Source organism: Thermostichus sp. MS-CIW-25 (assembly GCF_054060015.1).
The window spans coordinates 1-26,993 of the sequence record NZ_JBSSCS010000022.1; the positions used below are offsets into that span (position 1 = coordinate 1).

Below are 26,993 nucleotides of genomic sequence, written 5' to 3' on the forward strand. Positions count from 1 at the left end.
CGGTTCAAGCAGTTCCTGAAATTTCAAGCCAAAAAGAAAAACGTGGTCGTCGTGGAAGTATCGGAAGCGTACACCAGCAAAACCTGTACCAAGTGTGGGCACATCCACACCAAGTTGGGTGGCGCAAAGGTGTTTAGATGCCCAAAGTGCAACCATAGGCTACCACGAGACTGGCAAGGCGCTCTGGGTGTAATGCTCAGGGCTTTGCGGGATACCGCCTTTCTGTTCAGTAATGGACAGAATGCTATCGCTGCACCGTTGAGCAGTAATGGTCAGCAGTGTTCAGCGTAAATGTATCAGTTTTGCCTGCTGCATCAGAAGTTAACTGGGGATCCCCATGTCTGGGCAAGATGTCCATTAGGATGAGTTCCAGGGGCTGGCCAGCGCGGGGAACCGGCGTAAAGTGGGCAAAGTGGGATCTGCCGAGCGCTGGGTTATGGGGAAAGCTTCAACAAACTCGCAGGCGAGGTTGCAACACCATGGCACCAACTTGGCAAACCGATGGGCATACTTGGTTCCTTCTGCCCCCTCAACCCCGCGCCGTCGTTCACTTTCTGGGTGGAGCTTTTGTGGGAGCTGCCCCGCAAGTGTTCTACAGCCGCCTGCTGGAAGAACTGGCCCGTATGGGCATGGCCGTTGTTGCCACCCCCTACACCACCGATATCGATCACGCCCAACTGGCACTCAACGCAGCCCAATCTTTGCACAGAAGCCTGCAAAGCAAGGGTTTGCTGGAGTTGCCCCTGTTTGGTTTGGGTCATAGCCTGGGCTGTAAGTTGCAGATCCTCTCTTGTCTAGCCGTTCCTTCTCTGGGATCCCAGCGGCGAGGCAATATTTTCCTGGCCTACAGCAATGCCGGGCTAGATCGGGCTTTGCCATTGCTGCGGCTGTTGGCTCAAGCTTGGCCTCAACAACAGCTTGCCGATCTGTGGTGGATGTGGATGGGATCCTCCTCGCCACCTGTGAATCTGTGGTTAGAGTTCGAGCCTTCCCCAGCAGAAACCAACCGCTTAATTGAGGAGCAGTATCCGGTTAGACACAACCTGCTTGTGGAATTTCGACAGGATGATATTGACGACATTCCTCTGCTCTACCAACAGCTTTGCCGCAAGTATCAAGCCTATACCGAGTGGCAGCATCTCGAGGGGGATCACCTCACTCCACTGGGTTTTAGCTATCCTTTCCAAGTCGGGGAGGAGTTCAGCCCCATCGATGCTTTTGGACAGTTGATCTACCAGAACCTACTGGCCCCCAACCACCAAATGATCCGAAGCATCCGAGCCTGGCTGGCAACCCAATTGGCCCATTGATATTCTTCCCACGGCTCAAGTCAACGGATTTTTTCACAGCTTGCAGGATTTCTCCCGCTCACTGTTGGCAAGCGGGCGGCAGGTCTTGCTACTCCATCCTTGCGGATGCAGGAGGATGCCATAACCCCAGATACTTTGGTCTTCCATTTCAAACTAGATTGAAACACTCCCTAAGCGTTCTCCGCTGCCGCCCTACCCCCAGCAAGAGAGGGGAGCTAGATGGAAATGTTTCATTCCGGCTTAAAACGACTATAAAAGCTGCGTCACAACCTCGCTAGCGGAGCTACTGCATTGATGTAGCTCATGACCGCCCATTTACTGATCAAGCCAGCTCAAATCGGAGAGCAGATCTTGAGAGTAGGAAGAGGGGGACTGCGCTTGCAGATGAAACAACATCTGAAGGGTATCGCTCATCAGAAAGTAACAGGTCAAGACGCCGCCGGCAGCCACAGCCACCAGTGTCCCTGCCAACATGCGCGAGAACTCCTGACTCTGAAAAGCCTGCTCCATCAAGCGCAGCGCCCAGAATCCCAGGAGGACAACAATGGCAAGGATGATCAACATATCGTAATTTATTGTAACAAGCCTGCTGCTCAACGGCCATTGACAGAATTGAATAAGAACATAAGGACTCCCCTTGTCCCTCATGCTCCATGACTCTGAGTCAGTGTACAGAAGGGCTTGGCGTGCCTGGATTTGCAGCCCTTTTCGGTTGCCCTTGCTGCAGGCCATGAGCGCGGAAGGGATCCCGCCGGCAAAGATTGCAGGTTGGGCGGGCGTTCAAGCGGGCTACACCCGGCGTCCTTTATCGGAAATGCGGGCGGATCAGGAGCTGATGTGGCTGATTCAGGTGGGGCTGTTGCGGCGGGAAGTGGATGGGCAGGGGATCACGGATCGGTATCGTCTGGCACCTCTGGGTCGGCAGTTGCTGCAAGATCTGGAGAGGGATGAAGCTTTTGCCGGGATCTCGGCAAGCTGGGCAGACCACCTGCAGAATAGGCTGACCCGCTGGCGGCTGCTTCCCTGAGGATCCCCTACACTGGATCCAACGTTCAACGCTGCTCTTGAGGTGGGACATGGTACGGCCAAGGTTTATGCGTGCGCCCGGATCCCTGGCACTCCAACGTCCACTCCAAACCTCTCTGCAGCGGCGCAGCCAAGCGATTAACCGGCGCAGCAAATCTATCTACCGCAAAACCCGCTCCCTCTACCGACGCAACTTGCCCCTTTACCTGCGTAATTTGCTTTTGCAATACCGCACCAGCCTTATCTACAACCTCAAAGCCAGGCCTGTCAGCAGAACCCGTCGAGGATAGCAAGCCCTCCTCTCGATCCCAGCACAGCGGTCTTCACCCCGTCGGAGTTGGTGATGGAGATTGTCCACCCCCAAGCCTGTGTAACCCCGTAGGAGGGGTACTTCTTGCAGGAGACTACCGGATCGTGAAGCGGCCAATTCCTACCTTCTCGCCGTTGACATGAATCTCGACGCGGTAGCGCCCGGTGTAGGGTTGGCTGAAGCTCAGAAAGCCTCGCACGGTATCGGCCAAGGGATCCCAGGGAACATCGAGCTTGCGGATTAGTTGCTCGCCCCCAGCTTCTCCGCCCTCGTAGTACCAGAGCATCTCCACCTTGGCGTTGGCAGGAAGGTTGCCCACCGGCAAGATGGCCCAGATCAAGGTGTCAGTGGTCTTGAACTCGGTTGTGGCCTCGCCAGGGCTGCCGTCCCCCCGACCTCGGTACAGGCCGATTGTCCTTAGCCCCGCCTCTTTGGGGGTTCCTTGGCTGTAGGCACGGGCATCCGCCTGCGCTTCCTGACCTAGGCGATCCAGCTCGGCCAGCAAATCTTCCTGCTGCCTCAGGGCATCGGTTGCTTCCTGCAGCCACCGGGCGATCTGCCGCTCTGCGGTTGGGGCTTCCGAAACCGGGGAAGAAGGCTGTGCAATCGCCCCGCTGAGGTTGCGAATGGGAAAACCCTGAGCTGTCCCCACCTCGCTGCCCAGTAAGTTCAGCCAGCGGCTTCGCACTTCGGACGTCATCTCTGGCTTTGCGGCATAGGCAATGCGCACACTGCCGCTTGGGCCTCGGGTGATCCGGCCAATCTCATGTTCCTCAACTCCACTCACCGTTCCACGACAGCCAGCACTGCGAAACTCGTAGAGCACATCTTCTTCGCTCTCCCGATGGAACTCCCAAGTCGTTTGGAGACAGTTGGCCAGGAGGTTGTCCCGCATGTGGTTGGCAAGAAAGCGCGGCGATCCCTCGACATGAACGTCCATGACGGAGAGCATCTCTCTCCAAGAGGCCAAGCTCTCTCCGGGCCGTGTGAGAAGGGTTAGAGTAACCCCTTCTAGGACTTGATGATCGGCGAAAACCCACTCCCCTGGATCCCCCTCGATGACGACGTTTCCCGATGGGCTGAGGAAAGCGGATGCAAACAGCAGGCTGGCAAAAAGATTCAACACAATGCCCTTCCTTATCCTGGGATTTGTACTTGAAAATGAGATAGGACGACTTTCAAGCCGCTCACTGGGCAAGCAAAGAAGGGCTGGACAAAGAGGCTAGAGTCTTCGTCGTTGCCGTTTGCAAGGCTCACCTCAGGAAAATCTCGATAGATCCCTACAGCTTGATTTTGCTGACCTTACCAAAACGTCAATTGACCCCCCCAAAACATTGACCAGCCTAGCACAATTGAGCTCAATTCTGAACCCCACTTTGCAGAAATGCCGTGTTTTTCTGATGAGTATATCCATTTACATTGAACAGATATCAGCCTGTTCGTTCAGAAACCTGAAGCTCCCTGTATGGCAATCGAAAGCTGGTCACTTTAGTAGGTTACTGTGGCCAACTGAAGAGGAGATCTTTCCGATGATCAACCAGTTATCCCCCAAGGTCTCCAGCCGGGGCTCCACCAGTTGCCAGCTCTGGTTTACATCAGGGATCCCCTCGCCTGCTACCGGGGTTGGCGCATCGGCTCCCCCCAGGATCTTGGGAGCGATAAAGGCGGCTACTTTCTGGATCGCCCCATCTTTGAGGGCTGCCCAGGCCAGCGTACCCCCGCATTCCCAGAGGGCGCTCAGACACCCCCGCTGAAAGAGCACTTGTGCCACCCGCGAGGGGGTTACCTGGGGCAGATGCAGCAGTTCTACCCCCTGCTCGGCCAGGGATCCCCAGAGGGGATGGATCTTTGGGGCTTCCGTGATCACCAATGTCGGCGCTTCTTCCACCTGCCACAGATGGGCAGAAGGGGGCAGGTTCAGAGAACGGCTGAGAACAACCCGCAACGGCTGGGATCCCTGCAACTCCGCCAGACGACAGGTGAGGCGCGGATTATCCTGCCAAACGGTTCGGGATCCCACAATCACCGCATCGTGCCAGGCCCGCTGTTGGTGAACCCATTGCCGCGCCAGAGGGTTGCTGATCCAGCGGCTGTGGCCGGTGGCGGCGGCGCTCTTGCCATCCAGGGTCATGGCGTATTTCAGCAGGCCGAAACACTGTTGCCGCACAATGGCGAAGGCAAACCCCTCGTTCAGCTCCTGGCACTCCCGCTCCAGCACTCCCACCGTCACGTCGATCCCCGCCTCCTGCAGGCGTCGGATCCCTTTGCCGGCCACCAAGGGATTGGGATCCTGCATCCCCACCACAACCCGCCGGATCCCGGCGGCCAGGATGGCCTCGGTACAAGGGGGAGTGCGCCCATAGTGGTTGCAGGGCTCCAGGTTGACGTAGAGCGTTGCGCCTCTGGCCAGGGATCCCGCCTGTTGCAGAGCCAACACCTCGGCATGAGGCTGCCCTGCCCCCGGATGAATGCCTTCTCCCACCACCCGATCCTCCTGCACGATCACGCAGCCCACCCGTGGATTGGGAGAGGGACGCTGAGGTGTGGAACGGGCCAGGGATAGACACCGTTCCATCCACTGCTGATCCGAAATCATAAAATGGGCATCCGCTCCAGAGCGGCTCAAGCCGGTGACAAGGCTGCCAACTTGCGGTTGAAAGCTGCAATTGCCTTGGATTCTAGCTCTGCCACCTGCAATGCGTAGTCGCGGGCGCGGGCCTTTTGTTCGTTGCTGACAATCTCTTCCGGACGCAGGCGATCCAACAAATCTGAGGGATCCAACACCCCATCCATCGGGAAGCGGCCCAGATGAATCATGATCGGCAGGCATATTCTTCGCCAAGAATCAGAGCGGAAGTGAGCGTGGGTGATTCCCTCTCTCCCAGCTTGAGGGTGGGGCGAGCCTTGAGGCCAACCACCACCTGGCGATGGGCCTCGATCACTGCTCTGGCCCGATCTAAATCTTGATTTTTTGGATCCACGGCCAGCCTGAGGCGATGGGCGATGAAATCCGCAGTGGCGATGTAGAGCAGAGAAGGATCAAAGCATAAACCCGCGTCTGGGCAGTTGACGCCACCGTTGCACAAAACGCCGGGAAGGTGATCCCCGCCTCCACCACCGTGGTCACCCCTGAGCGGATCCCCGCCTCATCCGCAGGCAAACAAAAATCCCCCACCGACGTGAAAACCCAGTTGCCCGATCTCGTCCAATCCCTGGTCGGGATCCAGCAGATGTGCGTTGATAAACAGGGTGGCAGCCACCAGAACTCCTTCCCGCAAAGCGTTAGACCGGCACTCTCGGAAAGTAAAACACTTTTTTCTTGCAATTTGTAGGTTCAACTACAAAATCCGCCATCGGGAAGACTGCGATCTGAGCGTGATACCGGCTACATCTGCCGTTTCGACAAACAGGCTCTAATATTGGGATGGTTGTTCTAGGAGCTGCCTTCATGACCTCTTCCCCCCACCTGACCGCTGCAGAGTGGGCAGCGGGTTCTGCCAACGGGCTGAAGGAGGCCTCCCTGCTTGGGGAACGGGATCCCTTGGCCCATTCCCTCCAAGTCCACGAAACCTTCAACCGCAGGAACAACCTGTTAAACCGTCGCCTGCAACTGGTGGAAGAACTCTGGGAATCGGTGATCCTGCAGGAGTGCGGTCAGTCTCTGGTGGATCTGTTGCAGCGACTGCGTTCCATGTGTTCCCCAGAAGGACAAGCCCTGGAGTACCCGATCCCAGAGGTACTACAAATTATCGAGTACCTCAGCCTCGACGCCACCATCCAAACGGCACGGGCCTTTGCCCTCTTCTTCCAGTTGATCAACATTGTTGAACAGCACTACGAACGGGCAGAAGACTCGGACATGCGCATGGTGGATAGCCAACAACGTACCGTGCGAGAAAACGAAAAATTTGAACGGCTGTTCCCTTACCTGCGGGCTCAAGGGGTGCCGCCGGGCCTACTGCGCAGATTGCTGGAGCAGTTGCACATTCGCATGGTTTTTACCGCCCACCCCACCGAGATCGTCCGCCACACCATTCGCGAGAAGCAACGGGCCTTCTCTCGCTTGCTCAGCCAACTGGATTGGGCAGAACAAACCCAGCCTTTGCAGGCCCAGATGATAAAAGAACAGATGGCGGAAGAAGTTTTGCTTTGGTGGCGCACCGACGAGTTGCATCAGTCCAAGCCGACTGTTTTGAACGAAGTCGATTACACTTTGCACTATTTTGAAGAGGTGTTGTTTCAGGCCATCCCCCTGCTGCACGAGTACCTCAGCCGCAGCCTGAAAAAAGCTTTTCCTAGCGTCGAGCCACCGCCGGCAGGATTTTGCAACTTCGGCTCGTGGGTAGGCGGGGATCGGGATGGCAACCCTTCCGTCACCGCCGATGTCACCTGGCAAACGGCTCGCTATCAGCGCAACCTCATCCTGGGCAAGTACATCGAATCGGTGAAGGCTCTCACCAAAACCCTGAGCATTTCCCTGCATTGGGGGGATGTGGACAGCCAACTGCTGGATGCCCTTGAGCAGGATCACCGCCTCATGCCCGAGGTTTACGAATCGTTTTCGCTGCAATATCGCCAGGAGCCTTACCGCCTCAAGCTCAGCTACATTCAGCGGCGGCTGGAGTTGACGCGGGAGCGCAACCGCAACTTGGCCGACTCCGCTTGTTTGCCCACCCCTCCCCCTGTGGACAACGCCTATGCCAACGCGGAAGAATTCCTGGCCGACTTGCAGCTTATCCAGAAAAGCTTGAAAAACAGCGGCCTTTCCTGCCGTCAGTTGGATCATCTCATTCAACAGGTACAGGTGTTTGGCTTTCACCTGGCCCATCTGGATATCCGCCAAGACAGCAGCTACCACGAAGCCGCTCTCACGGAGATTTTCGAGTACTTGCGCATTTTGCCGCGTCCCTACAACGAGATGACGGAAGAGGAAAAAACCGCCTTTCTCCTGCAGGAGCTACAAACACGTCGGCCTCTGATACCGCTGGAGATCGCCTTTTCCGATAAGACAGCAGAGCTGATCGCCACCTTTCGCACCCTGCGCCGCATGCAGCAGGAATTCGGCTTGGCCATTTGCCAAACCTATGTAATCAGCATGAGCCGCCAGTTGAGCGACCTGTTGGAGGTGCTGCTGATGGCCAAGGAGGTGGGTCTCTACGATCCCATCAGTGGTCGCGGATCCCTGGCGGTGGTGCCGCTGTTTGAGACCGTCGAAGACCTGAAGCGGGCCCCGGAAGTTTTGCGGCAGTTGCTGGAGATCCCTTTCTATCGCCAGTACTTGGCTCAGCAGGGGAATCTACAGGAGGTGATGCTGGGCTACTCCGATAGCAACAAAGATTCCGGCTTTTTGAGCAGCAACTGGGAGATTTACAAGGCTCAACAACGCCTGCAGACGGTGGCCGAATCCTACGGGGTGAAGCTGCAGATCTTCCATGGCCGGGGCGGTTCGGTGGGCCGTGGAGGGGGCCCGGCTTACGAGGCCATCTTGGCTCAGCCAGGGCGCAGTGTGGGGGGCCGCATCAAAATTACCGAACAGGGAGAGGTGTTGGCCTCCAAGTATTCCCTCCAGGATCTGGCCATTTTTAACCTGGAAACCGTCACCAGCGCCGTGATCCAGGCCAGCCTGCTGCGCACCTACCCCAACGATCTGCACGAGTGGTCGCGCCTGATGGAATCCTTGGCGGAGCGCTCCCGGCAGGTGTACCGTAACCTGGTCTACGAGCAGGAGGGCTTTGTGGAGTTTTTCCACGAGGTCACCCCCATTGAAGAGATCAGCCAACTGCAGATCAGCTCCCGTCCCGCCCGCCGCAGCGGTAGCCAAAAAGACATCGGATCCCTGCGGGCCATTCCCTGGGTATTCAGTTGGACGCAAAGCCGCTTTCTCCTGCCGGCCTGGTATGGGGTTGGCACCGCCCTACAGGAATACGTGGCCAAGGGCGAGCACAACCTCAACCACCTGCAGCACCTGTATCGCGAATGGCCTTTCTTCCGCATGGTGATCTCCAAAGTGGAGATGACCTTGGCCAAGGTGGATTTGCAAATAGCGCGTCACTACGTGCGGGAGATGAGCTCTCCAGAACGTCTAGAGCGGGCGATGGAGCTGTTTGAGTGTATTGCCCAAGAAATGCACCGCACCCGCACAATAGTGCTGCAGATTACGGGTCACAGCGAACTGTTGGAGAACGACCCTTATTTGAAGCGCTCGGTGCAGTTGCGCAACCGCTCTATTGTGCCCCTCGGCTTTATCCAAGTCTCCCTCCTCAAGCGCCTGCGAGAGCATCAGGGATCCCGTACCGGGAGAACGCGCTACAACCGAGCTGAACTTCTGCGTGGGGCTCTGCTCACCATCAACGGCATTGCCGCCGGGATGCGCAACACGGGCTGAGGGATCCAACCGGATTCACCACACCTCCCAAGCAAGGCTGGCGCTGTCCCTATTGAGTTTCAGAGCAGTGTCGAGAGCTTATCAGAACAGATCGTCATCGTACTCTTCTGGCTCCACTTCTACTGGCTCTACTTCGACAACGCGGCGGGAAGGACGGCGGGGAGGTTCATCCGCGTAGCTTTCCCCTTGGTCTTGGGGCAGCCGTGGGGGACGGCGGCGGGTAGCTGTACCTGTGCTGCGCTCTTCCTGCACATCCACATCCTCTGGATACTCTCCGGCAGGGCGACGGGGGCGACGGGCCTCTGGCGGCGGAGCCGGCTCATCGTAGTCGGTGTCCTGACGCGGGCGGGATCCTGGTTCCTCGTAATACTCATCCCCTTCGGGTCGGCGGCGTGGACGCACACGGGTATCGCCGGTCAGTTGGGGCCTGGGGCGACGGCTAGGATCTTCACCACTGCGCCCAGGAATGGAGCGACTGTAAGAGGATGTATCGCGGATACGGGATCCCTCGGCTCGAGTGGAAACCGTGCGTCCTTGGGCATAGCCATCCGGGGGATAGGTGCGGCTGAAGCCTTGCCGCCGAACGGTCGGACGAGCCCCGCCCACCTGCCGTGCTTTTTCGCTTAAGAGAATCCGCAAACGGAAGGTTTCGATGGCAAACCAGCCGGCCATCACCGCCAACAGCACCTGGGCAAAGAACAGCAACGGAATGAGCCGCTGACCTTCCAAGAGCAAGCAGACGGAATAGATCAGGCCCATCGTGGCAAAAATCACGTCATACTCAGCGGAGGCCTCTCGCTTGATGAACCGAACCGCGAAGATGGCTCCACTGGCAATCGCCACCAGCGCTGCCATCAAGAAGTAGGGGCTTTGGGTGAGAAACATGCCAGGGATCCCTAAACGATGAAGACGGGAGAGCGTTGAGCCTTATCCATTCCACAGCCGATCCTAGCATTGATCCTCCTGGTGGCACGGACAACAAAACCCAGGTTTGGGTGTAGGGACGGGATCCCTCTTCAATAAAAGGGATCGGTGCTAAAATCGGCAGCATCTTCCTGCATGTTCCATGCTGTATCTGGCACGGGTACACAAAAAAAGTCTCTTCGGCCAGGGGGAGCTGCAGCTCTTGGCCCGGCAGGCCGAGGACGGGGTTTGGATGCCGCTGCGCCAGCCAGAAGGGGTCACCTGCAAAGAGGCTGGCCCTTACAACATTGGGGTGTTGCTGCTGGTTGAGCTTTCAGAAGAGCGGCAGGTACAGCGGGTGGAAGAGGCAGCCATGAAGCTGGTGGAGATGTTGCACAACCTATCCCGAACCCACAGTCTGGTGGATCTGTCGGAGATTGAAAGCTGGCGGCAATCCTTGACTCGGCAAAGCCAGGAGCTGAGCCGTCGCGAAGCAGAGGTAGCCGCTCGCCAAGAGCAACTGCAACAGTGGGAAAACCGTCTGCGAGAAAAACTATCCTCCTGAGTTCTCAAACTATAGTCGTTTCGGGTTAGGGTGAGACGCCTGGGCTATCTCGCCCCTTACAGTCAACATTGGGTCATGGGTTTAGTGTCCTGGTTTGAATCGAAATGACCATACTCTTGGGCTAAGTGCATCTGTGAGTGAATCCAGATCAAGGCGGCTGGGATCGCCAAATCCGTAGTTATAAGACCTGAATCAACTTGGGTTGAGACATTCTCTTCCCCCAAAATAAGCAGGGAAAAACCAGAATCGATTGCGCTCCCTATTGCCCAAGGCGATAGGTTGTCCCGTTGCTATTCGATTGCTGTGGCTACGCTGCCGTATTGGTGCTGTACGACCTCAATCAAACTGCGCTGAGATCCGGCCTTAGCTCGCGGGCACCTCGCAGATAAACATGCTGCATATCAGCTTGGGCAAGGGGAGTATTCAACTGGATCAAAACACGAATACAACGGGGTAAGTCGCTGCTCACCTCCATCTGTTGTACATCCAACAGAGGCACCGACTCCCAGCCAGGGCGACGACGGGCAAATTGGGCAGGAAAAGCTGCATTTAAATCAGGAGTAACAGAAAAAATAACGCTGACCAACTCAGCCGGATCGAAGGCGTTGCGGTGCTCTAGCGTATCCAACAGCTCAGTCACCGCCGCGCCAATGGCCTCGGCACTGTTTGTAGGTACGGTGATGGCTCCCCGAATTGCTCTGACTCGCCACCCCAATGGCCACACCCTCGTGCGCTTGAGCTCGCCTCGCTTCCAGAAAATTATACAGACTCATCTCTACTGGGATCCCATCCCTCTGGAGGAAACCGGCTCCTGTCACCTATCTGGGTTGCAGGAGCTTTTCCAGGATCTGCTCATGGTTGAGGCCAGAGTCCACCCAGGCTTCTCCTTCTTTGAGGCGGGCGGCAGCGGTCACGACAAACAAATTGCTCTCTGCTCCCAAAGCCTCGCTGGCAGTTTGCACGCAGAGCAAATCCTGGCCGGTTAGCTGGCTAAACCAGGTGGCCAACAGCCCTGCCTCCAAAAAGCCCATCGGACGCTTGAAATGGGGAGGGGTGACAGCAGCGAAGGGAGAATTGCGAATCGACACCACCAGGACTCCCTGATCTTTGTAAGTCCAGTCGATCTCGATCAATCCCCAGCCATGAGCTTTCCAGGCTTGTCTCAGACTTTGCAGAAAGGTGCCCATCTCTAGCTCGGCCAAAGGCTTCTGGTAGTAGTCGGAGAGTTCTTGGGCAAAACGGCGGAAAAACTCCTTGCCCCACATCCGACCACAGTTGCGCAACACCAAACGAGCAGCCTGGCCAGTCTCGTATTCCAGGCCCGTGTAGATGCCCCGCAGCAATGCCTCTGGAAGGGCCAAGAGACGCTCACCGTGGCGACTTTCCAGCAAGCCGGATTCCAAATCGCTTCGCAGATAGGCGCTGGGTGCATAGTAGTTGGCCAAAACGGGCGTGTAGGGATCAAAGGTGACTGAGCCATTGGAGATAGAGCTAGTGCCGTTCATAAGGGATCCCCTGGTTATCAAATCCGATCAGGAAAGTCGTTATTGGGCTATGAACTACCCCACCGCATAGGCGGATGGGGTTTCTGATGCCCCATTCGCTTGACGGCAGGATTTTAGTCTCTTCCTCTGCCCCAGTTGCTTCATAGCCCCGCAGGACTTTGAAGTAGTGCTGAGACATCCAAGACTCACGAGGCTAGTTCCTAACCCCGGTTGCCGATTAGTGGCAACGTTGTACATCACCATCACCGAGCCCCGATCCCTCGGTACCTCAAACCCACAACCAGAGCAGACATGATAGCGGTTGCTCAAGTCCGCCCACTCCTTGTGGACTGCCCCGCACTTGGGACAGCGTTGCGAGGGCTTGATGGCTTGCGTAGGAAGCACGAGAACTAAACCACCCTTCTGCTCGATTTTGTAGGTAATCATTCGGTTGAGGGTACCAAACCCCACCGACAGAATGGACTTGTTTAGCCCTGCCTTGCGCTTCCCACCCTTGCGGGTCATCCCTTTGACATGCAACTTCTCCGTTACGCCGACGTCATAACGACGAGCTATCTCTGACGTAACTTTGTGTTGCCAGTCTCTTCTCTGACGAGCAGCCTTTGCTTGCAGTTGCGCTTCCCGCCGGTGAATTTTCTTCCATCTCCTGGAAGCCTTTACGCCCTTTTTAGGGGCACGCTTTCTGCGCTTCAGTCTGGCGACTCTGCGAATCTTCTCCTCACTCCGCTGGGTAAAGCGGGGATTAGTAATCTCCCGAAACTCCGCCCCGTCAAACAACGTCAGGGCGGTCTCTGTACCCAAGTCATAGGCAACGATGGACTCATATCGCAAATCCGACTGCGACCCAAACTTAGGCTCTGGTATGGCAACCTCAACCGTAAACGAAGCGAACCACTGCCGCCGGGACGGCTTGTAGACGATAGTCAGCGTTGTTGGCACGCCCCAATGCTTGGCTTGACCGCGCATTTTCAGGGTAATGCCCAAGTCATTGAGTGTGACCGTGCCATGCTTCCCCGTGCTGTTGACCTTCCACCCCGACCGAGCAGGATACGTCCAGCCCGAATACCGGCGAATGGACTTGAACCTCGGCTTCCTACTCAGTCCTCGAAAGAACCGTTGGTAAGCATCATCCACCCGCTTGACGGTAGCTTGCAGAGCTTGGGAGTTCAGTTGGGCAAACTCCCCCCACACCTGCTTGAATTCGGGGAGTAGGTTCTGCTGTTCCAGGTAGGTCACCGTTCGGCGGTGGAGCTTGTACTCGGTTTCCCGATGGGCAATGCAAGCATTGTAAAGATAACAATGCAGACGACGGGCCTCGAGCAAAGCTTTTTCCTGTGCTTTGCTGGGATACAGTCGAAAGGTCTGCCTTCTGGTTGCCATGTGCGTTATCCTACCCCCACCTGTCCTAGTTCTGAGTGCTCCACAAATCCAGTGGCGCTATCCATCCCCACCCTACAGAGGGTGGAGAATTCCGCGCGTTTTGTTAACTGCAACGACACCTAAGTTTCGGGCTAGCTGAGATAGAGCGCTTTGGCGATATAATAAACAAAAGCAAAAACTCAATCTGAAACAGCACTAAAACAGTAAGGCCACCTGTACCTGGGTGATCAAAGGGCGGATAAACTCCAACTCTCCAGGAGCCAAATGGTCTCTCAGCTCTTGCTGGAAAATCCGATAGGCAACCTCATAAACCCTCTGCAGTCCGTACAGGCGCACCTCTTCCTCCATCCACTCGAGCAGCCGCTCTTTCAGGAGGTTTTCGTCCTGCAGCAGCATGGCCATAGCGCTGTGACGCAGCAACAACAACAGGTGCCGCCGACACAGATCCAACACTTGGGGGGAAAGGTCGGGCATCTCTTTTTGCAGGGCATTCAGGGTTTGGCTCACCACCTGGCTCTCCCGTTCCCGCAAAACTCGGTACACATGTTGTCGTTTTGGCCAGCCGAGAACATAGGCCTTCAGATGCTCCAGCTCCTCTGGCTTGAGGTAGCGGGCTTCCGACTCGATCAGCATCTGCTCCAAGGGGCTTACCATCTCGCTTCTCCCGGAGGTCGGTGGGTGCTAGGAGATTCAAAACAGGCTGAACAGATCCGCCAAGGTGATCTGCTCTTCTTCCGGCTCGGGTTCCGGTGCTGCCGACAGGGATCCCAGAGAATGCGCGGCCAAACTCAGGGGATCCCCGGCCCAGGGGATGGAGCCAAAATGCTCCCGCACTTGCAGAAAAGGCATCGGCAGAGTGCGCCTCTGTAGGGGGCGGTTATCCCAATTTAGACGGGCAAAAAAGCTTTGCACCGAATCTTCTAAAGCAATCTTCCAGGTCATGCCTTGGCTACTCCCTGGCCTGAACGCAATTTTTGGGCAATTTCGCTGGCACTGGCCCCTTCGTTTAGCCAGAAGGCAGCCGCATCGATGCGATCTTTGCTGCCGAGCAAAAACTTGCAGTAGCTTTCTCCCATGGAGTAGCACTGGATCTCGATGCAGTTGAGTTGCCGTTCCACCATGGTGCTAAAAAAGCCGGCAAATAATCCGGCGTAAAGATGACAGACAGGTTTGCCCACATCCCCCAGGGTGCGGGCCACGGCGGAGTCAAAGAGGTTGATGAAAATAAACCCTTGCCGCCGACTCTCGGTTTCTACCTCCCAGCGCCCCCATCCTTGCGAGGTCAGAGGCCACCACCAGGTTTCCAAGAGAAACATGAGATTACTCTGCTTGGGCTGGCGCCGATATTCCTCCTCAAACCAGCGGGAAAAATGGAGGGCATCGTTGCGTCCCCACTCTCGGCCAATGGTGTACATCAGAGAAGCCGAGGCATCTCCCACTTCTTCCTCCAGGCCCTGCTGTAAACCCAGGATAAAGTCTTCGCTCACCAAGACATTGCGGGCGCCCGTCCAGTCCACAAGGGATCCCTGGGAGAGGTCAAAGCGAAAAAAGTCTTCGCGGCTGTAGTGGTTATGCCGTTGGGCGGCAGGCTGAAGAGGTATCTCAATGGGGGCAGTCGTCATGGTTGGGTGAGGAGAGATCAGATTTTTTAACACTCCTTATCATACCCTTCTTAATTGGCATTTTTACCAAAAAACTGGGTCTAAAGCCTCGTCCTCAAGGCCTACGGCCCGCTGACGCAGTTGCAACAGCGTTGCGGAGCAATGGGGGACGGCTTTGGGATAGACTCAGGGCGACGGCAGGGTAGTCAACCGCTCCAAAAACCCAGCAGGAGTGGGTCAACTGGAGAAAACTGCCCTCAGAGGGAGACAGAAAAGCCCTGAGTTGTTGTAAAGATTTATTCAAAAATTGGGAAGAAGAGCTGTACAGGGATCCGGAGCAGTACTTAAGACTGAGGCCTGACCTTGATGAAAGCAATGGCAGACCGCCACAGCAGCGACTCCTGCCCCTCGGCATCGGCTAAACAGAGGCAATCGGGATCCTGCCAGCGCAACTGGCCGACGAAGACATCTCCGGTATTGAGTTTGACCTCGAGGGTTTCCCGATCCTTGATGACCTTCTGCAGGCGACGCACGCTCGGGATCCCGGTGTTGAAATCGGTCACGACAGCCCTATCAGCCAGCGAGAAACGGTATGTCAGCAAGCCCACTGCCCCCAGTATAGGGGATCCCTGCCGCTTCCCACTGCCCCTCCACCACACTTCCACAACTTGGGCTCAAAACTCGCCCTCATCTTTGCCCATTTTTTCTGCTGGCGAGTACTATGTAGGGGGGATGGCGCTTAGAAAAGCGGTAAACCTTTCGAGTTCGCCGTCTTTTTTAAGCGAATCTACGGGTGTTCTCCCCGAAAAAAGCCAGCACAATAGGGCTAGGGTGATAGAGGGTGCGGCTGTCGCCCTAGGGAAGGTGAATCCTCAGCTGGGATCCCTTCTACATGCCATTTTGCCGCCGAGTTGTCTGTCCTTTTCAACCCTCATCAGTATCAGCAGTATCAGTGCAGGAGAGATCGTTATGGCAGTAGAGAAAGTGAACTCCTCGTCCAGCTTGGCCGAAGTGATCGATCGCATCTTGGACAAAGGTATCGTGGTCGATGCCTGGGTGCGGGTTTCTTTGGTTGGGATCGAGCTGTTGGCCATTGAAGCCCGCGTCGTTGTGGCTTCCGTGGAAACCTACCTGAAATACGCTGAGGCTGTGGGTCTGACGGCTACTGCTGCTGCCCCTGCCGTCTAAATCTGGCCCAATCACTCAATCCCCTTGCCTTCAATACCGTGATGGTTTGACGGGTCATGGGTCTTGGGCGGGGGTCTGGAGCTGGCCGCTGTGAAGGCTCTCGGAAAGCGAGGCAGGGATCCACCGCCGGTCTCTGCCTTGCTTCTGCGGGTTTTGTTCGAGGATTGAGTCTTGCAGCCGCACTGAGCTACAGGTTGGCAGTGCCATCGAGTTGGGAACAGGCAGAGAAGCTGTATCCACCCAAGCATTGAAAACGACGTGAGGGATTGGAGATCATGAGTTTGCAGGAACAATGGGCCATAGCTCGCAGCCGGCGGGTGACTCAAAACCGAAGTTTGTTAAGCCGATCCCGGCAGCAGCGCCTAGAGCAGCACCAAGCCCTGATGGTTGAGCTGGGGCAGCGCCGCCAGCAACGACAAGAAGCAATACGGCACCAGACGGAGCAAACCCGCAGCCAATTGCAGAAACTGAGGCAGGAGCGGGCTGTGAGGCGATCCCTGGACGAATGCTCCCGTTCGGAAGCGGCGGCTCAGCGGGCCAAGTCGGTGGCAGAGAGTCTGGCTCGCCTGGAGCAGGAACGAGCTGCTCAATTGGAAGTCAGCCGGCAGCAATTGCAGGCTTTCCGGGCTAACTTGACTGCGGCTGTGGAGCATTTGCTGAGCACCTATACGCAGGCTCGGCAGGCGATGGCCGACAAAACTCAGCAAGCGCGGCAGTCTTTTTGTGCCGATTTGCGGCAGTGGGTACAGGCTCTCCGGCAAATGGCTCGACAGGAGCTGGCTCAGATGGCTCAGGAACAGCAAGCCCAGGCCCAGGCCCTGCGGGGATCCCTGGCCACTTTCCGGGCGGAGTTGCATAAGCAGGTGTGGGGCAATGGGATCCCTGTCCTCGCCCTAGAACCTGAGGTCTCCATTTCCGGTGAAGGTTCTGGCAGTTCCGTTGAGATTGCCGGTGAGGCGCCAATATCTGCCTCTGACTCAACGCCCATAGCCGAAGACCAAGCCCCGGTGGAGCCGCCTGCTCCCGTCTCTGTTGCCCAGCCCCAGCCCTCGGAGGGTTTAATAACGCCTGAACCCCCTGAAGTTCCGCCTACTGTTGAGAAACAGGTGGATCCCATCCTTGACTATGTCAACAAGTATGTGAGTGATCTACAAGCGCAGGATCCCAACTTGACCCTGCTGCAGGTAATTGGGGATCGGGAACGGGTGCGGGATTTGTTGGCCCGCGGCGCGGTGGATCTGGGGTTGGATCCCTCGGAAATCTTGGCTACGCTGCGGCGCATGGTGTCGGGGACGGTCGCAGTTTAGTTGTGCCGAGCGCAGGAAGAACATCCGGGCTATAGTCAAGGCAAAGGAGTCTAGGGCAGCAAAGAGGTTGAGTATCTCCATGGCCACGGTTCTGCAGGCGCGTCCCCGCCAGTTCGTGAACACCCCCTACATTGAGCGGATTACCCGCCGCGCTTTGCGCTATTTGCAATCGGGCTTTGCGGTGCACTTGCGGGGGCCTTCGGGTACAGGCAAAACCACTTTGGCGATGCATCTGGCCAGCCTGCTGGGCCGCCCCATCATGCTGATCTATGGGGATGACCGCTTCGATTCTTCCGACCTCATCGGGGGGCGCACCGGTTTTACCCATCGGCGGGTGGTGGACAACTTCATTCACTCGGTGGTGAAGACGGAGGAGGATGTGCAGCAGCGCTGGGTGGATGCCCGCCTCACCTTGGCTTGCCGAGAGGGGTTTACCCTCATCTACGACGAGTTCAATCGCTCCCGCCCTGAGGCCAACAATGCTCTCCTGAGTGCCTTGGAGGAGAGGCTGCTGGTGTTGCCGCCGGACAGCAACCGCTCGGAATATCTGCGGGTGCATCCCCAGTTCCGGGCCATTTTTACCTCTAACCCGGAGGAATATACCGGGGTTCACAGGGCCCAAGATGCGCTGCTGGATCGGATGATCACCATCGATATGGGGGAGCCGGACATCGAGACCGAAAAGGAGATTCTCACCTCGCGAATAGGCTTATCCGGCCCCGACGCCCTCAAGATCGTCCACATTGTGCGGGCTTTTCGCCGCAAGCTGGATCTGACGCGCCACCCCAGCCTGCGCAGTTGTTTGATGATCGGGCGCATTGTCAAGGAACATGAGCTGGCAGTTAGCAAAGAGAATGCCGATTTTCGCGCTTTGTGTGCGGATGTGCTGTTGCCCCGGGCTGGCAAGCGCTATGAAGAGGGATCCCAGCTGCTGAATTATCTGCTAGACCAACTGCCTGGCTGAGTCTTTTGCTTGTTGGTACACTTTGGAGGTCGATTAACCCTGTGCCGATTAGCTCTCAACCCTTGACCACGGCTACTCATGGCTCCTCGCTGGCCGATGTGCTGGAGCGGGTGCTGGACAAGGGCATTGTGATCGCCGGAGACATCACCGTTTCGGTGGGCAATGTGGAGTTGCTGAATGTGCGCATTCGCCTGCTGATTTCTTCGGTGGATAAGGCCAAGGAGATCGGCATCAATTGGTGGGAGTCGGATCCCTATCTCAACAGCCAGGCGCGGGAGCTGCTGGAAGCCAACCGACAGCTCATGCAGCGCGTTGCCGAATTGGAAAGACAGCTTGCCCAAGCTCTGCCCCAGGGGGGAAAGGGAACGGACCCATAGGCTGCCCCGCCATTATGACCAGGATTGAGAAGCTAGACTGGCTGCTGTGGTGGTTTGACGGGGTGATGGGGCATGGCTTTGGAGATGGCGTTTGACCGGAAGGGTTGGCAGCGGCTAGGGACGCTGGGCTGGGCTGTGGGTGTGGTGCTGGCCCTTGGGATCCCGGCCTGGGGTCAGAATCCCCGTGCCATCAGCATCAGCGCTGATGTTCAGGAGGCCAACGCCAACACAGGGGTTTTTACGGCCATTGGCAATGTCACCCTCAGTTTTCCTGCCGAGCGGCTTACGGCCCGCGCCCAAAGAGCTGTGTATTACAGCCAGGAGCAACGCATTGAGCTGGAGGGCCAGGTCATCATCAACCAAGGGGAGAATCAGTTGCAAGCGGAGAAAGTCATTTACCACATCGACAAGGGCACCATCCAGGCAGTGCCATCGGCAGGGCGGCAAGTGGAGTCCATCTACGTTTTGCCGGAGCCCAGCTCAAGTCCTTAGCTGATCCCCACACTTTTTTCCAGCAGCACGGACTCAGCCAACACGGCTATACCGTGATTTCGTCACCGATCATCCCAGCCTGCAGGGTTTCCCTCACCCCCAACCCCTCTCTCAAAAGGAGAGGGGAGCCAGGGACAGACATAACAAATCGTTTCATTGCTGTTTGAAATGACTACATTTGAAATGACTACACATGGGGCAGCGCTGGAAACGAGCTCGGGGAATGTCGGCTTAGATCCGTTTAGGATGTAGTAGTTCGGGCGGCAGACTTTTTCCCTGACTCTCTTCAAAGGATGGCTGATTGATGTTCGGGATCCGAGTTCCTCACCCCTGGCAACGAGAGGCACAGGTCACTCCAGAAGAGATGTTTTTCAGCCGGCGGCAATTTCTAGCGCAACTGGGATCCGTTGGGGTGGGAGCCAGTTTTTCTATTTTTGGGTTTGGCAGCAGGGGAGCTGCTCCCTCGGTAGAACGAGAGCTGACGGGGATCCCACTCAACCCCCACTTTTCGGATGTGAGCAGGCCCGTCACCGAGGAGATTGTAGCTGCTCGTTACAACAACTTTTACGAGTTTGGCTCCGGAAAGCGCGTCTGGCGGGCTGCACAGGCTTTGCCCACGGATCCCTGGACTGTCGAGATTACCGGGCTGGTGCGGCATCCTCAGCGGTTGGGCTTGGAAGATCTGTTTCACTTTCCCCTCGAAGAGCGCATCTACCGCTTTCGTTGTGTGGAAGCCTGGGCGATGGTGGTGCCGTGGTTGGGCTTTCCGATGCGGCTGCTGCTGGAACGGGTGGATCCTTTGCCGACGGCTCGATTTGTCCGCTTCACTTCCTTTTACGATCCGGAAATTATGCCTGGCCCAATCTGGCCCCCCAACTTGCCTTGGCCCTACACGGAAGGGTTGCGGATCGAGGAAATGGCTAACGAGTTGGCCTTTTTTGCCCTCGGCATCTATGGCAAGCCGTTGCCCAAACAGCACGGAGCACCAATTCGCATGGTAGTTCCCTGGAAGTATGGCTTTAAGGGGGGAAAATCCATCGTCAAAATCGAGTTTTTGGCCCGTCAACCCTCCACGTTTTGGAATACCCTCGCCCCTGAGGAGTATGGATTTGAGGCCAATGTGGATCCTAGGGTGCCCCACCCCCGCTGGTCACAGGAGCAGGAAGTCTTGATCGGTTTCGGATCCCGTTCCCAGTGGCAGGTCGTCCCCACCTTGCCCTACAACGGGTACGGAGAGTATGTTGCCCACTTATATGGCTGAACTTATATGCCTGAAGACGCCCACGAAAGGATTCGAACCTCCGACACCTGGGACCGGAACCCAGTGCTCTAGTCCACTGAGCTACGTGGGCAATGCAACTGCATCAACCATCATATCTGCTGACTTTCAGTTCTGCCAAGGGGGCAAAGCTGCGGCGGTGCTGCGGGGTGGGCCCCAAGTTCTGCAACGCCAGTCGGTGCTCCCGCGTGCCATAGCCAGCGTTGGTGCGCCAGCCGTAGCCGGGGTACTGCCGATCCCAGCTCTGCATCAAGGCATCTCGCCAGACTTTGGCCACAACTGAAGCGGCGGCAATGGAGAGGCTGATGTGATCCCCCTTGACCAGGGCCGTTTGCCGGGATCCCAGCTCGGCCAGCGGCAATCCATCCAGCAAAATGTGTTCGATTGGATCCAACTTGGCCAAAGCCCGCTGCATGGCCAGCACCGTGGCCTGGCGAATGTTGAGCCGGTCGATCTCAGCAGCAGAGGCACTGCCAACGCCCACAGCCAAAGCCACCTGCCGAATCCGTTCCGCCCATTGAGCGCGTTGCTGCGGACGCAGTTGTTTGGAATCCCTCACTCCCTCCAGTTCTTTGGGATCCATCTGGGCCGGCAAAATTACCGCCGCCGCCACTACCGGCCCGGCCAGGGCTCCCCGCCCCACCTCATCCACCCCCGCCACCCGCAGGATCCCCTGCTGCCAAAGGGATCCCTCCCAAACCAAACTGGGCTTTGTTCGCATTGCCATATCCCCATGCCTGCCCCTGGGCTTGAGAGCAGCGCCTAACTGCTGCGGGAGCGCCGTCGCCTGGAGGCTGCTGGAGATTGCTGGGCAGGGCTGATCCCCAGTTCCGCGGCTGGCTCGGCCAAGCTGCTCTGCACGGCTGACGGGAACGATTCAGCAGAGGAGATTTCGGGTTCCGAGGGTTCGGGTGGAGAAACGGTATCCAGCGGCTCCTTCTCCTGCAAGGCATCCGGTTCGGGCGCCAACTCCTCCGCCTGAGAAGTTGCCTCAGTCTCCATCCTGGGCGGACTTTCCGCCTCTAGAGTTCCCGGCAGAACCACCCTAACCGCCGTGTCTCGGCCCCAAGGCGGCGGCTGGTCAAGGAGCAACAGCGGCGACAGCCCCAACTCCGAGTAGACCCGTTGTTGTAACGGGGTCATCTCCACGGTGACGGTTTGCCGTACCGGAGCCGGACGGCCTTCTGAGGACTCCGTCCCGCTGGCGCGAACGGTGCGGGCTGGGGAAGTGTGATCTTTGCGTGAGGCGGATTCTGCCTCTTCCCCAGGGCCAGAACGGCGGGGTTCTTGACGCTTTAGGTCTGCTCCGCCCCCTGGCAGTTGCATCGGCTCTGGGGCTTCCTCTTCTACAGGAGTATCCAGGCTCCGGGCAACGAGGCGCTGGCCAGTGCGGGGATCCCCCCAGTCTTCTCGGGGACGCTTGCGTCCTGTTTCAACCCGTGGCTCCTCTTCCAGATCGACCGGGGTGGCAAAGGGCGAAAAGGGATCCGGGCTGGGGCGTCGTTGTCCGGGGGCAGATCGCGACCGCCGCAGCAGCGCACGGCTATCGCCTCGAGACAGCCCATCGCTTCCCACTCGCAGGCGCGCCCGTTGGGAGTTGCCATCGCGGGGCAGGATCGGGCCGGCGTCTTCCTCATCCCCTTCTTCCACCTCGGTGGGCAGCGTTACCGTCAGGCCGCTTTCTATCGTCAAGAGATGTCCCGGCTCGGCCCCCGGCAAGCGGGCCAGGATCCCCAGCCCCTCACAGGTGGGGCAAGAATAGCCGAAGATCTCGTAAAGGCTTTGCCCCTGCCGTTTGCGGGTGAGCTCCACCAGCCCCAATTCCGACAGTTGGACCACCTGTGGGCGGGCTTTGTCGCTGGAGAGAGCCTTATTAAAATGCTCCAGAACCAGCAACTGGTCGCGGCGGGAATCCATATCGATAAAATCCACCACGATCACACCGGCAATATTGCGCAGCCTCAATTGGCGGGCAATCTCGGTAGCCGCCTCACAGTTTGTCCACAGCACTGTCTCCCGAGAAGTGGCCGATTGAGTGAAGGAGCCCGAGTTGACATCGATCACCGTCAGGGCCTCGGTGGGCTCGATGATGATGTAGCCGCCAGAGGGCAGATCCACCCGTGGCCGCAGCGCCTGCCGAATAACCGCGTTGACCCGAAAATACTCCAGAATGGGGGTGGGCTCGCGGTGGGCATCGACAACGACACCAGGGGGCATTTGGCCCTTGTTCCAGCCCTGCAGATAGCTACGGACTCGCTTCGCTCCTGCCGCAGAGTCGGTCACAATACGGTTCACATCGTCGGAGTAAACATCCCGCAGCACCCGCTGAATAAAGTCGTCATCCCGGTTGAGTAGCCCCGGCCCCCGTGCTGCCTGATACTGCTGTTGAATATCTTCCCAGAGTTTCTTCAATTGCTCCAGGTCGTCGATCATCGCTTCTTCGGACACACCTTCCGCTTCGGTGCGCACCAACAGGCCCATCTGCGGGGGTTTAATCAAAATGGCCAGCGACTTCAAACGGTTGCGTTCTTCTCGATCCTCGATGCGGCGGGACAGATGAACGCCTTTTCCGTAGGGTCGCAACACCAAATACCGCCCTGGAAAGGCCAAATCTCCGGTAAGCCTTGGCCCTTTGTTGCCGGTGGGCTCTTTCATCACCTGTACCAGCACCTTTTGCTGCGGCAAGACCAGCTCAGAAATCGAGGCATGACTTCGCTTGAGGCGCAGCGGGCCCAGGTCGCTGACGTGGATAAACCCATTGCGCTCTGCAGGGCCGATGTTGACGAAAGCGGCATCGATGCTGGGCAGAACGTTCTCGATGATTCCGACGTAAACGTCTCCCACTTGGTGAGCGCCGCTGGCGACGATCAGCTCCTGCACTTGATCTTCGGCGAAGACGGCTGCCACGCGATGTTGCTCGGCAATGACAATCTGCCTGGGCATCAACCTTCCTCCCCGCCCCAAGGGCACGCGGTTACGGATTGAACCCTCGTTCTGGCGAGGTGTTGTTCTTTTGCCGGGATCCGCTTAAGTTTCTTTGACCAGGATTGACTCATCATGGGGGTGTCCATTACCCTCAGCTCTGCTTTGACGCTTGGCTTTGTTTGCTCTCCAATGGGTGAGGCGAGTTATGTAAACTGCCCAATGCTGGCCTTGGTGGGTACAGCAGGGGGCTTCTGCTGTGGGGATAAAAGCTCATCGGATGAGATGAATGGATGGGGTGAGGTTTGCATGGAGATTATTGAATAGACTCAGAAAGCAAGACGGCTCAGCTCCGGGAGATTGGAGGCTGGCCCATCGCAGAACCCCAGTTGTGCGGCCCAGCCTGTTCGCGAAAGCGTCGCGTAGCGATAGTCCACAACAAGACAGGGTTTGCGCGCGGAAAGAAGCACCTTCTCAGGGTAAGATTGAGATCTGGGCTAGGTCGAAGGGGCACACCTTTTTGTTGCGCCTATCGACTCGACCCCATCACGCCTGTTACCTGCCCTGGGTACTGAGTTAAGAGTGTCTCCATTCCAAAATCCGGCCCAGCTTTTGCCTGCTGCTCACCCCGCCTTTGGTCAAGTTGATGCCTGGCGAGCCCCACAGCGACAGGAGCCAGCAATAGCAGCATTATAGCGCTTGTGGGATCCCTCAGCCCAGACAGACCCTTAGCCCTTGGGTTGCTCCCAGAGGAAGTGCTCAATCTGGATCGGCTAGGGGGTTCTCCCACAACAGGCGCAGCCGCTTTGCCGTCTGTAGTGTCCAGTGGGGCAACCCCAATGACTCGGCCATTTGAACCAGATGGGTGGGCCGCAGGTAGGCACCGTCGTTGCGGCAACTGCCCCGGTAAAGGAGGCAAGCGCTGCCCTCGGGGGTCAGGCCCTGAAACTCTAGGTAGTAAAGCAGGGCGCGGGCATTGAAGGGAGAGGACTTGCCAGACTTGGAGGTTTTTTCAATCCAGATTTCCTGCGCGTCTAGGATCTGGGTGACCCAGGCAGGCCAAGAGGACTCCGTCCCGCTGACGCAAATGGCTTTGGGCAACTCGCAGCTCACCGTAAGCTGATATTCGGCGGCGTAAACGGCTTCGGTGGCCGAGGGATCCCGAAGGCTAATTTCTTGGACGGCTTGGATGGGGATCTCCGGGGGCAGCTGTTCGCTCAGAAGGGCGCGCAGTTTCTCAGGCGTCAGAGGACCTTCAGGCCGATCCAGCAGCTCCAGATCCAGGATTTCGCCATAGCCTTCCTGGCCAATGGGCAGAGCGTTGGCGTTGGCCAGGCGGGGCATGGGGTGGTAGCCGCCGCTGAAGGCCAGAGGTAACCCCGCTCGCCGACAGGCCCGTTCCCACAGGCGCATGAGATCCAGGTGGCCCAGCCAGCGCAGATCCCCGGTTTTGCCGTAGGTGATGCGGAAACGCTGGGCAGGTGGCTCCGGCTCCAGGGGATCCGGGGTGGGGGTGGGTTTGCTCTGCAGGGGCGGGACGGGCGGAGGGGGAATGACGATGTTGTGGCCGAAGCCGGGGCCGCAGATGCCGCAGGCGGAGCAGCCCTCGAAGGAGCAGTCTTCCACGGTGAGGGCTTCCAGGGCGCGGCGGTAGTCTTTTTGCAGCCATTTCTTGTCAATGCCGGTATCGATGTGATCCCAGGGCAAGGGATCCTCCAGGCCCAATTCCCGGATGGGGAGATGGGCGCAGAGGGCGACCGGATCGGCGGCAGGATCCACCTCTTCGCCGCAGTAGGCCCTCACCCAGGCAGCATAGGCGGTGTCGATGCTTTCCCACCAGGCATCCATGCCGGCACCGGCCCGCCAAGCCCGCTCGATCATCTGTCCCAGGGAGCGATCCCCTTTGCCAATAAAGTCTTCCAGGATGCTGAAGCGGATGTCGGTGAAGTGGGCTTTGACGCCCCGCAGCCGCCGCAGCTCTTTCTGCAGCAGGGTTTGCTTGCGCTGCACGTCGGCGTAGTCCACCCGGTGCCACTGGAAGGGGGTGTGGGGCTTGGGGGTGAAGTTGGAGAGGGTGAGGGTAAACTCCACCCGCTTGCGACCCAGGGCTGCACATTCTCGCTGCAGCATCTCGACGGTGCGGGCGATCCCCAGGACATCGGCGTCGGTCTCGCCGGGCAGGCCAATCATGAAATAGAGCTTGATTTTGTCCCAGCCCTCTTGGACGGCGGTGCGAATGCCGCGAATCAAGTCGGCATCGGTGAGGCCCTTGTTGATGATGTCCCGCAGCCGTTGCGTGCCAGCTTCGGGGGCAAAGGTGAGGCCGGAGCGGCGGGATCCCTTCATGATGGCGGCAATTTGCTCATCAAAGCGATCCACCCGCTGGCTGGGCAGGGAAAGGGCAATGTGTTCTCTGAGGAGACGGTTGTGCAGCTCCGCTCCCACCGCCGGCAGGGAAAGGTAGTCGGAGCAACTGAGAGAAGAGAGGGAAAATTCGTTGTAACCTGTTCTCCGCAAGCCCTGCACCACAGCCTCCACCACTGCTTCCGGATCCACATCCCGCGCTGGGCGGGTAAGCATTCCCGGCTGGCAAAATCGGCAGCCCCGTGTGCAGCCCCGCCGCACTTCCATCACCAGGCGGTCGTGGACGGTTTCCACCAAAGGCACCAGGCCGACGGAGTATTGGGGTTGAGGCAGGGCCACCCGACGGCGGACGCGCTCCGGCACCCCAGGCACAATGGGTCGAGGCGGGATCCCTTCGTAAAACTGGGGCACGTACACCCCCGGCACCTGGGCCAGCTCCAGCAAGACCTCTCGGCGGGGCTTGGACAGGGATCCGGCCAGCACTTGGCCAATTTCCGGCAGCACCTCTTCCCCATCTCCGAAGACGAAGAAATCGAAAAAGTCGGCAAAAGGCTCTGGGTTGGAGGTGGCGGTTGGCCCGCCGGCAAAGATCAGAGGGCACTCTTCCGGGGTGAAGGGTTGCCGTTCCGACCACCTGAGCGGGATCCCGGCTAGGTCCAGCATCTCCAGGATGTTGGTGCCCCCCAGCTCGTAAGCCAGGCTGAAGCCGATGATGTGAAAGGCGCGCAGAGGGCGGCGGGACTCCACGGCAAACAGCGGGATCCCCAACTGCCGCAGGCGGGCCGCCAGATCCGGGCCTGGCAAGTAGGTGCGGTCACACAGTTGATCCGGCTGAGCGTTGAGGATGTTGTAGAGGATGAGGTGGCCCAGGTTGGAAGCTCCCACCTCGTACAGCTCTGGATAGCTCAGCACCCAACGCACCCGCGCCGAATCCCAAGGACGGTGGACGGCACCGAACTCTTTGCCCAAGTAGCGGGCCGGCCGCTGAATCTCAGGGGTAAGCAGGCGATCCAGATCGATGGGACTCAGATGCGGTTCAGTTGCAGCCAGAGAGAGCATGGGGATCCGCCGAGACGTTAATACAGCCACTGATCTGACTCTAGCCGAACTCTTCG

Annotated in this window: 28 protein-coding genes and 1 tRNA gene; 12 read left to right on the forward strand and 17 right to left on the reverse strand. The window is 57.9% G+C overall.

Annotated elements, in window-relative coordinates:
* Positions 1 to 291, forward strand: a 291-nt coding sequence (locus ACVWZ1_RS09020; RefSeq protein WP_457503185.1) for a zinc ribbon domain-containing protein, incomplete at its 5' end; no start/stop codon positions are given.
* 188 nt (positions 292 to 479) lie between these two features.
* Positions 480 to 1,310, forward strand: coding sequence for a DUF1350 family protein (locus tag ACVWZ1_RS09025; protein ID WP_457503186.1), 831 nt, complete (start codon positions 480 to 482; stop codon positions 1,308 to 1,310).
* Positions 1,311 to 1,625: 315 nt separating this feature from the next.
* Here ACVWZ1_RS09025 and ACVWZ1_RS09030 read toward each other — a convergent pair whose 3' ends face one another.
* A complete protein-coding gene (locus ACVWZ1_RS09030) occupies positions 1,626 to 1,874 on the reverse strand; it encodes a hypothetical protein (protein ID WP_011433446.1) in 249 nt (82 codons plus the stop codon).
* 82 nt (positions 1,875 to 1,956) lie between these two features.
* On the opposite strand from ACVWZ1_RS09030, the gene ACVWZ1_RS09035 reads away from it, so the two are divergent.
* Both ACVWZ1_RS09035 and ACVWZ1_RS09040 read left to right on the forward strand, forming a co-directional pair.
* Positions 1,957 to 2,337: an Npun_F0494 family protein gene (locus tag ACVWZ1_RS09035; RefSeq protein WP_457466987.1), complete on the forward strand. Its 381-nt coding sequence runs from the start codon at positions 1,957 to 1,959 to the stop codon at positions 2,335 to 2,337.
* Between the two features lie 49 nt (positions 2,338 to 2,386).
* Entirely contained in the window at positions 2,387 to 2,626 is a 240-nt protein-coding gene (locus ACVWZ1_RS09040) for a hypothetical protein (RefSeq protein ID WP_457385564.1), read from the forward strand.
* Positions 2,627 to 2,740: 114 nt separating this feature from the next.
* Here the strand turns inward: ACVWZ1_RS09040 and ACVWZ1_RS09045 are convergent, their stop codons facing one another.
* The 4 genes from ACVWZ1_RS09045 to ACVWZ1_RS09060 all read right to left on the reverse strand — a co-directional run bounded on the left by ACVWZ1_RS09045 (position 2,741) and on the right by ACVWZ1_RS09060 (position 5,806).
* On the reverse strand, positions 2,741 to 3,772 hold the full coding sequence (locus tag ACVWZ1_RS09045) for a hypothetical protein (RefSeq protein ID WP_457466986.1): 1,032 nt from the start codon (positions 3,770 to 3,772) through the stop codon (positions 2,741 to 2,743).
* 357 nt (positions 3,773 to 4,129) lie between these two features.
* Entirely contained in the window at positions 4,130 to 5,242 is a 1,113-nt protein-coding gene (ribD, locus tag ACVWZ1_RS09050) for a bifunctional diaminohydroxyphosphoribosylaminopyrimidine deaminase/5-amino-6-(5-phosphoribosylamino)uracil reductase RibD (protein WP_457466985.1), read from the reverse strand.
* A gap of 26 nt (positions 5,243 to 5,268) precedes the next feature.
* Entirely contained in the window at positions 5,269 to 5,463 is a 195-nt protein-coding gene (locus ACVWZ1_RS09055) for a hypothetical protein (protein ID WP_457466984.1), read from the reverse strand.
* Between the two features lie 139 nt (positions 5,464 to 5,602).
* Positions 5,603 to 5,806 carry a hypothetical protein gene (locus ACVWZ1_RS09060; RefSeq protein WP_457466983.1) on the reverse strand — a complete coding sequence of 68 codons (204 nt, stop codon included), beginning with the start codon at positions 5,804 to 5,806 and terminating at the stop codon, positions 5,603 to 5,605.
* 288 nt (positions 5,807 to 6,094) lie between these two features.
* On the opposite strand from ACVWZ1_RS09060, the gene ppc reads away from it, so the two are divergent.
* Positions 6,095 to 9,031, forward strand: coding sequence for a phosphoenolpyruvate carboxylase (gene ppc / locus ACVWZ1_RS09065; RefSeq protein ID WP_457503187.1), 2,937 nt, complete (start codon positions 6,095 to 6,097; stop codon positions 9,029 to 9,031).
* Between the two features lie 81 nt (positions 9,032 to 9,112).
* On the opposite strand, the gene ACVWZ1_RS09070 is transcribed toward ppc, so the two are convergent.
* Positions 9,113 to 9,916 carry a Ycf66 family protein gene (locus ACVWZ1_RS09070; protein ID WP_414408159.1) on the reverse strand — a complete coding sequence of 268 codons (804 nt, stop codon included), beginning with the start codon at positions 9,914 to 9,916 and terminating at the stop codon, positions 9,113 to 9,115.
* Between the two features lie 181 nt (positions 9,917 to 10,097).
* Between ACVWZ1_RS09070 and ACVWZ1_RS09075 the strand changes: the two genes are divergently transcribed.
* Positions 10,098 to 10,499, forward strand: a complete 402-nt coding sequence (locus tag ACVWZ1_RS09075; RefSeq protein WP_457503188.1) for a hypothetical protein — start codon at positions 10,098 to 10,100, stop codon at positions 10,497 to 10,499.
* 340 nt (positions 10,500 to 10,839) lie between these two features.
* Here ACVWZ1_RS09075 and aroH read toward each other — a convergent pair whose 3' ends face one another.
* The 7 genes from aroH to ACVWZ1_RS09110 form a co-directional block, all read right to left on the reverse strand.
* The gene (gene aroH / locus ACVWZ1_RS09080; protein WP_414408158.1) at positions 10,840 to 11,214 is read right to left on the reverse strand and encodes a chorismate mutase; all 375 of its coding nucleotides are present in this window, start codon (positions 11,212 to 11,214) and stop codon (positions 10,840 to 10,842) included.
* Positions 11,215 to 11,317: 103 nt separating this feature from the next.
* Positions 11,318 to 12,004, reverse strand: a complete 687-nt coding sequence (locus ACVWZ1_RS09085) for a V4R domain-containing protein (protein WP_414417973.1) — start codon at positions 12,002 to 12,004, stop codon at positions 11,318 to 11,320.
* A gap of 54 nt (positions 12,005 to 12,058) precedes the next feature.
* Positions 12,059 to 13,384, reverse strand: coding sequence for an RNA-guided endonuclease InsQ/TnpB family protein (locus tag ACVWZ1_RS09090; protein WP_457503189.1), 1,326 nt, complete (start codon positions 13,382 to 13,384; stop codon positions 12,059 to 12,061).
* A gap of 195 nt (positions 13,385 to 13,579) precedes the next feature.
* The gene (locus ACVWZ1_RS09095) at positions 13,580 to 14,038 is read right to left on the reverse strand and encodes a globin family protein (protein WP_414417972.1); all 459 of its coding nucleotides are present in this window, start codon (positions 14,036 to 14,038) and stop codon (positions 13,580 to 13,582) included.
* A gap of 36 nt (positions 14,039 to 14,074) precedes the next feature.
* On the reverse strand, positions 14,075 to 14,326 hold the full coding sequence (locus tag ACVWZ1_RS09100) for a hypothetical protein (protein ID WP_457482443.1): 252 nt from the start codon (positions 14,324 to 14,326) through the stop codon (positions 14,075 to 14,077).
* The gene (locus tag ACVWZ1_RS09105) at positions 14,323 to 15,006 is read right to left on the reverse strand and encodes a V4R domain-containing protein (RefSeq protein ID WP_414356148.1); all 684 of its coding nucleotides are present in this window, start codon (positions 15,004 to 15,006) and stop codon (positions 14,323 to 14,325) included. The genes ACVWZ1_RS09100 and ACVWZ1_RS09105 overlap by 4 nt, the downstream gene beginning before the upstream one ends.
* 323 nt (positions 15,007 to 15,329) lie before the next feature.
* Positions 15,330 to 15,650 carry an Hfq-related RNA-binding protein gene (locus tag ACVWZ1_RS09110; RefSeq protein WP_457503191.1) on the reverse strand — a complete coding sequence of 107 codons (321 nt, stop codon included), beginning with the start codon at positions 15,648 to 15,650 and terminating at the stop codon, positions 15,330 to 15,332.
* A gap of 304 nt (positions 15,651 to 15,954) precedes the next feature.
* Here ACVWZ1_RS09110 and gvpA point away from each other — a divergent pair, with 304 nt between their 5' ends.
* From gvpA to msrP, 6 genes are all read left to right on the forward strand, one after another.
* The gene (gene gvpA / locus ACVWZ1_RS09115) at positions 15,955 to 16,173 is read left to right on the forward strand and encodes a gas vesicle structural protein GvpA (protein ID WP_011429717.1); all 219 of its coding nucleotides are present in this window, start codon (positions 15,955 to 15,957) and stop codon (positions 16,171 to 16,173) included.
* A 275-nt stretch (positions 16,174 to 16,448) separates the two neighbouring features.
* Positions 16,449 to 17,480: a gas vesicle protein GvpC gene (gene gvpC / locus ACVWZ1_RS09120; protein WP_457503192.1), complete on the forward strand. Its 1,032-nt coding sequence runs from the start codon at positions 16,449 to 16,451 to the stop codon at positions 17,478 to 17,480.
* A 79-nt stretch (positions 17,481 to 17,559) separates the two neighbouring features.
* Positions 17,560 to 18,444 carry a gas vesicle protein GvpN gene (gene gvpN, locus ACVWZ1_RS09125; protein ID WP_011433426.1) on the forward strand — a complete coding sequence of 295 codons (885 nt, stop codon included), beginning with the start codon at positions 17,560 to 17,562 and terminating at the stop codon, positions 18,442 to 18,444.
* A 41-nt stretch (positions 18,445 to 18,485) separates the two neighbouring features.
* Positions 18,486 to 18,821 carry a gas vesicle protein gene (locus ACVWZ1_RS09130; RefSeq protein ID WP_011433425.1) on the forward strand — a complete coding sequence of 112 codons (336 nt, stop codon included), beginning with the start codon at positions 18,486 to 18,488 and terminating at the stop codon, positions 18,819 to 18,821.
* Positions 18,822 to 18,893: 72 nt separating this feature from the next.
* Positions 18,894 to 19,313 (forward strand): LptA/OstA family protein, encoded by a 420-nt coding sequence (locus ACVWZ1_RS09135; RefSeq protein WP_011433424.1) that lies wholly within the window; start codon positions 18,894 to 18,896, stop codon positions 19,311 to 19,313.
* A gap of 304 nt (positions 19,314 to 19,617) precedes the next feature.
* Positions 19,618 to 20,574, forward strand: coding sequence for a protein-methionine-sulfoxide reductase catalytic subunit MsrP (gene msrP, locus ACVWZ1_RS09140; protein WP_457503194.1), 957 nt, complete (start codon positions 19,618 to 19,620; stop codon positions 20,572 to 20,574).
* Between the two features lie 17 nt (positions 20,575 to 20,591).
* Here the strand turns inward: msrP and ACVWZ1_RS09145 are convergent.
* From ACVWZ1_RS09145 to ACVWZ1_RS09160, 4 genes are all read right to left on the reverse strand, one after another.
* Positions 20,592 to 20,665 (reverse strand) — tRNA-Arg (locus ACVWZ1_RS09145).
* A gap of 12 nt (positions 20,666 to 20,677) precedes the next feature.
* Positions 20,678 to 21,319 carry a ribonuclease HII gene (locus ACVWZ1_RS09150; RefSeq protein WP_457503195.1) on the reverse strand — a complete coding sequence of 214 codons (642 nt, stop codon included), beginning with the start codon at positions 21,317 to 21,319 and terminating at the stop codon, positions 20,678 to 20,680.
* A gap of 35 nt (positions 21,320 to 21,354) precedes the next feature.
* Positions 21,355 to 23,535, reverse strand: a complete 2,181-nt coding sequence (locus ACVWZ1_RS09155; RefSeq protein ID WP_457503196.1) for an Rne/Rng family ribonuclease — start codon at positions 23,533 to 23,535, stop codon at positions 21,355 to 21,357.
* 738 nt (positions 23,536 to 24,273) lie between these two features.
* Positions 24,274 to 26,937, reverse strand: coding sequence for a TIGR03960 family B12-binding radical SAM protein (locus ACVWZ1_RS09160; protein WP_457503206.1), 2,664 nt, complete (start codon positions 26,935 to 26,937; stop codon positions 24,274 to 24,276).
* Positions 26,938 to 26,993: the final 56 nt, after the last annotated feature.

What these genes read in the sequence shown, in the direction of transcription:
- gvpN (WP_011433426.1), top strand. Translation starts at nt 17,560, where the DNA reads ATGGCCACGGTTCTGCAGGCGCGTCCCCGCCAGTTCGTGAACACCCCC.
- ACVWZ1_RS09040 (WP_457385564.1), top strand. Translation starts at nt 2,387, where the DNA reads ATGGTACGGCCAAGGTTTATGCGTGCGCCCGGATCCCTGGCACTCCAA.
- msrP (WP_457503194.1), top strand. Translation starts at nt 19,618, where the DNA reads ATGTTCGGGATCCGAGTTCCTCACCCCTGGCAACGAGAGGCACAGGTC.
- ribD (WP_457466985.1), bottom strand. Translation starts at nt 5,242, where the DNA reads ATGATTTCGGATCAGCAGTGGATGGAACGGTGTCTATCCCTGGCCCGT.
- ACVWZ1_RS09160 (WP_457503206.1), bottom strand. Translation starts at nt 26,937, where the DNA reads ATGCTCTCTCTGGCTGCAACTGAACCGCATCTGAGTCCCATCGATCTG.
- ACVWZ1_RS09150 (WP_457503195.1), bottom strand. Translation starts at nt 21,319, where the DNA reads ATGGCAATGCGAACAAAGCCCAGTTTGGTTTGGGAGGGATCCCTTTGG.
- ACVWZ1_RS09100 (WP_457482443.1), bottom strand. Translation starts at nt 14,326, where the DNA reads ATGACCTGGAAGATTGCTTTAGAAGATTCGGTGCAAAGCTTTTTTGCC.
- ACVWZ1_RS09095 (WP_414417972.1), bottom strand. Translation starts at nt 14,038, where the DNA reads ATGGTAAGCCCCTTGGAGCAGATGCTGATCGAGTCGGAAGCCCGCTAC.
- ACVWZ1_RS09090 (WP_457503189.1), bottom strand. Translation starts at nt 13,384, where the DNA reads ATGGCAACCAGAAGGCAGACCTTTCGACTGTATCCCAGCAAAGCACAG.
- ACVWZ1_RS09085 (WP_414417973.1), bottom strand. Translation starts at nt 12,004, where the DNA reads ATGAACGGCACTAGCTCTATCTCCAATGGCTCAGTCACCTTTGATCCC.
- ACVWZ1_RS09135 (WP_011433424.1), top strand. Translation starts at nt 18,894, where the DNA reads ATGGCTTTGGAGATGGCGTTTGACCGGAAGGGTTGGCAGCGGCTAGGG.
- gvpA (WP_011429717.1), top strand. Translation starts at nt 15,955, where the DNA reads ATGGCAGTAGAGAAAGTGAACTCCTCGTCCAGCTTGGCCGAAGTGATC.
- ACVWZ1_RS09070 (WP_414408159.1), bottom strand. Translation starts at nt 9,916, where the DNA reads ATGTTTCTCACCCAAAGCCCCTACTTCTTGATGGCAGCGCTGGTGGCG.
- ACVWZ1_RS09105 (WP_414356148.1), bottom strand. Translation starts at nt 15,006, where the DNA reads ATGACGACTGCCCCCATTGAGATACCTCTTCAGCCTGCCGCCCAACGG.
- ACVWZ1_RS09055 (WP_457466984.1), bottom strand. Translation starts at nt 5,463, where the DNA reads ATGATTCATCTGGGCCGCTTCCCGATGGATGGGGTGTTGGATCCCTCA.
- gvpC (WP_457503192.1), top strand. Translation starts at nt 16,449, where the DNA reads ATGAGTTTGCAGGAACAATGGGCCATAGCTCGCAGCCGGCGGGTGACT.
- ACVWZ1_RS09075 (WP_457503188.1), top strand. Translation starts at nt 10,098, where the DNA reads ATGCTGTATCTGGCACGGGTACACAAAAAAAGTCTCTTCGGCCAGGGG.
- ACVWZ1_RS09025 (WP_457503186.1), top strand. Translation starts at nt 480, where the DNA reads ATGGCACCAACTTGGCAAACCGATGGGCATACTTGGTTCCTTCTGCCC.
- ACVWZ1_RS09035 (WP_457466987.1), top strand. Translation starts at nt 1,957, where the DNA reads ATGCTCCATGACTCTGAGTCAGTGTACAGAAGGGCTTGGCGTGCCTGG.
- ACVWZ1_RS09030 (WP_011433446.1), bottom strand. Translation starts at nt 1,874, where the DNA reads ATGTTGATCATCCTTGCCATTGTTGTCCTCCTGGGATTCTGGGCGCTG.
- ACVWZ1_RS09155 (WP_457503196.1), bottom strand. Translation starts at nt 23,535, where the DNA reads ATGCCCAGGCAGATTGTCATTGCCGAGCAACATCGCGTGGCAGCCGTC.
- ppc (WP_457503187.1), top strand. Translation starts at nt 6,095, where the DNA reads ATGACCTCTTCCCCCCACCTGACCGCTGCAGAGTGGGCAGCGGGTTCT.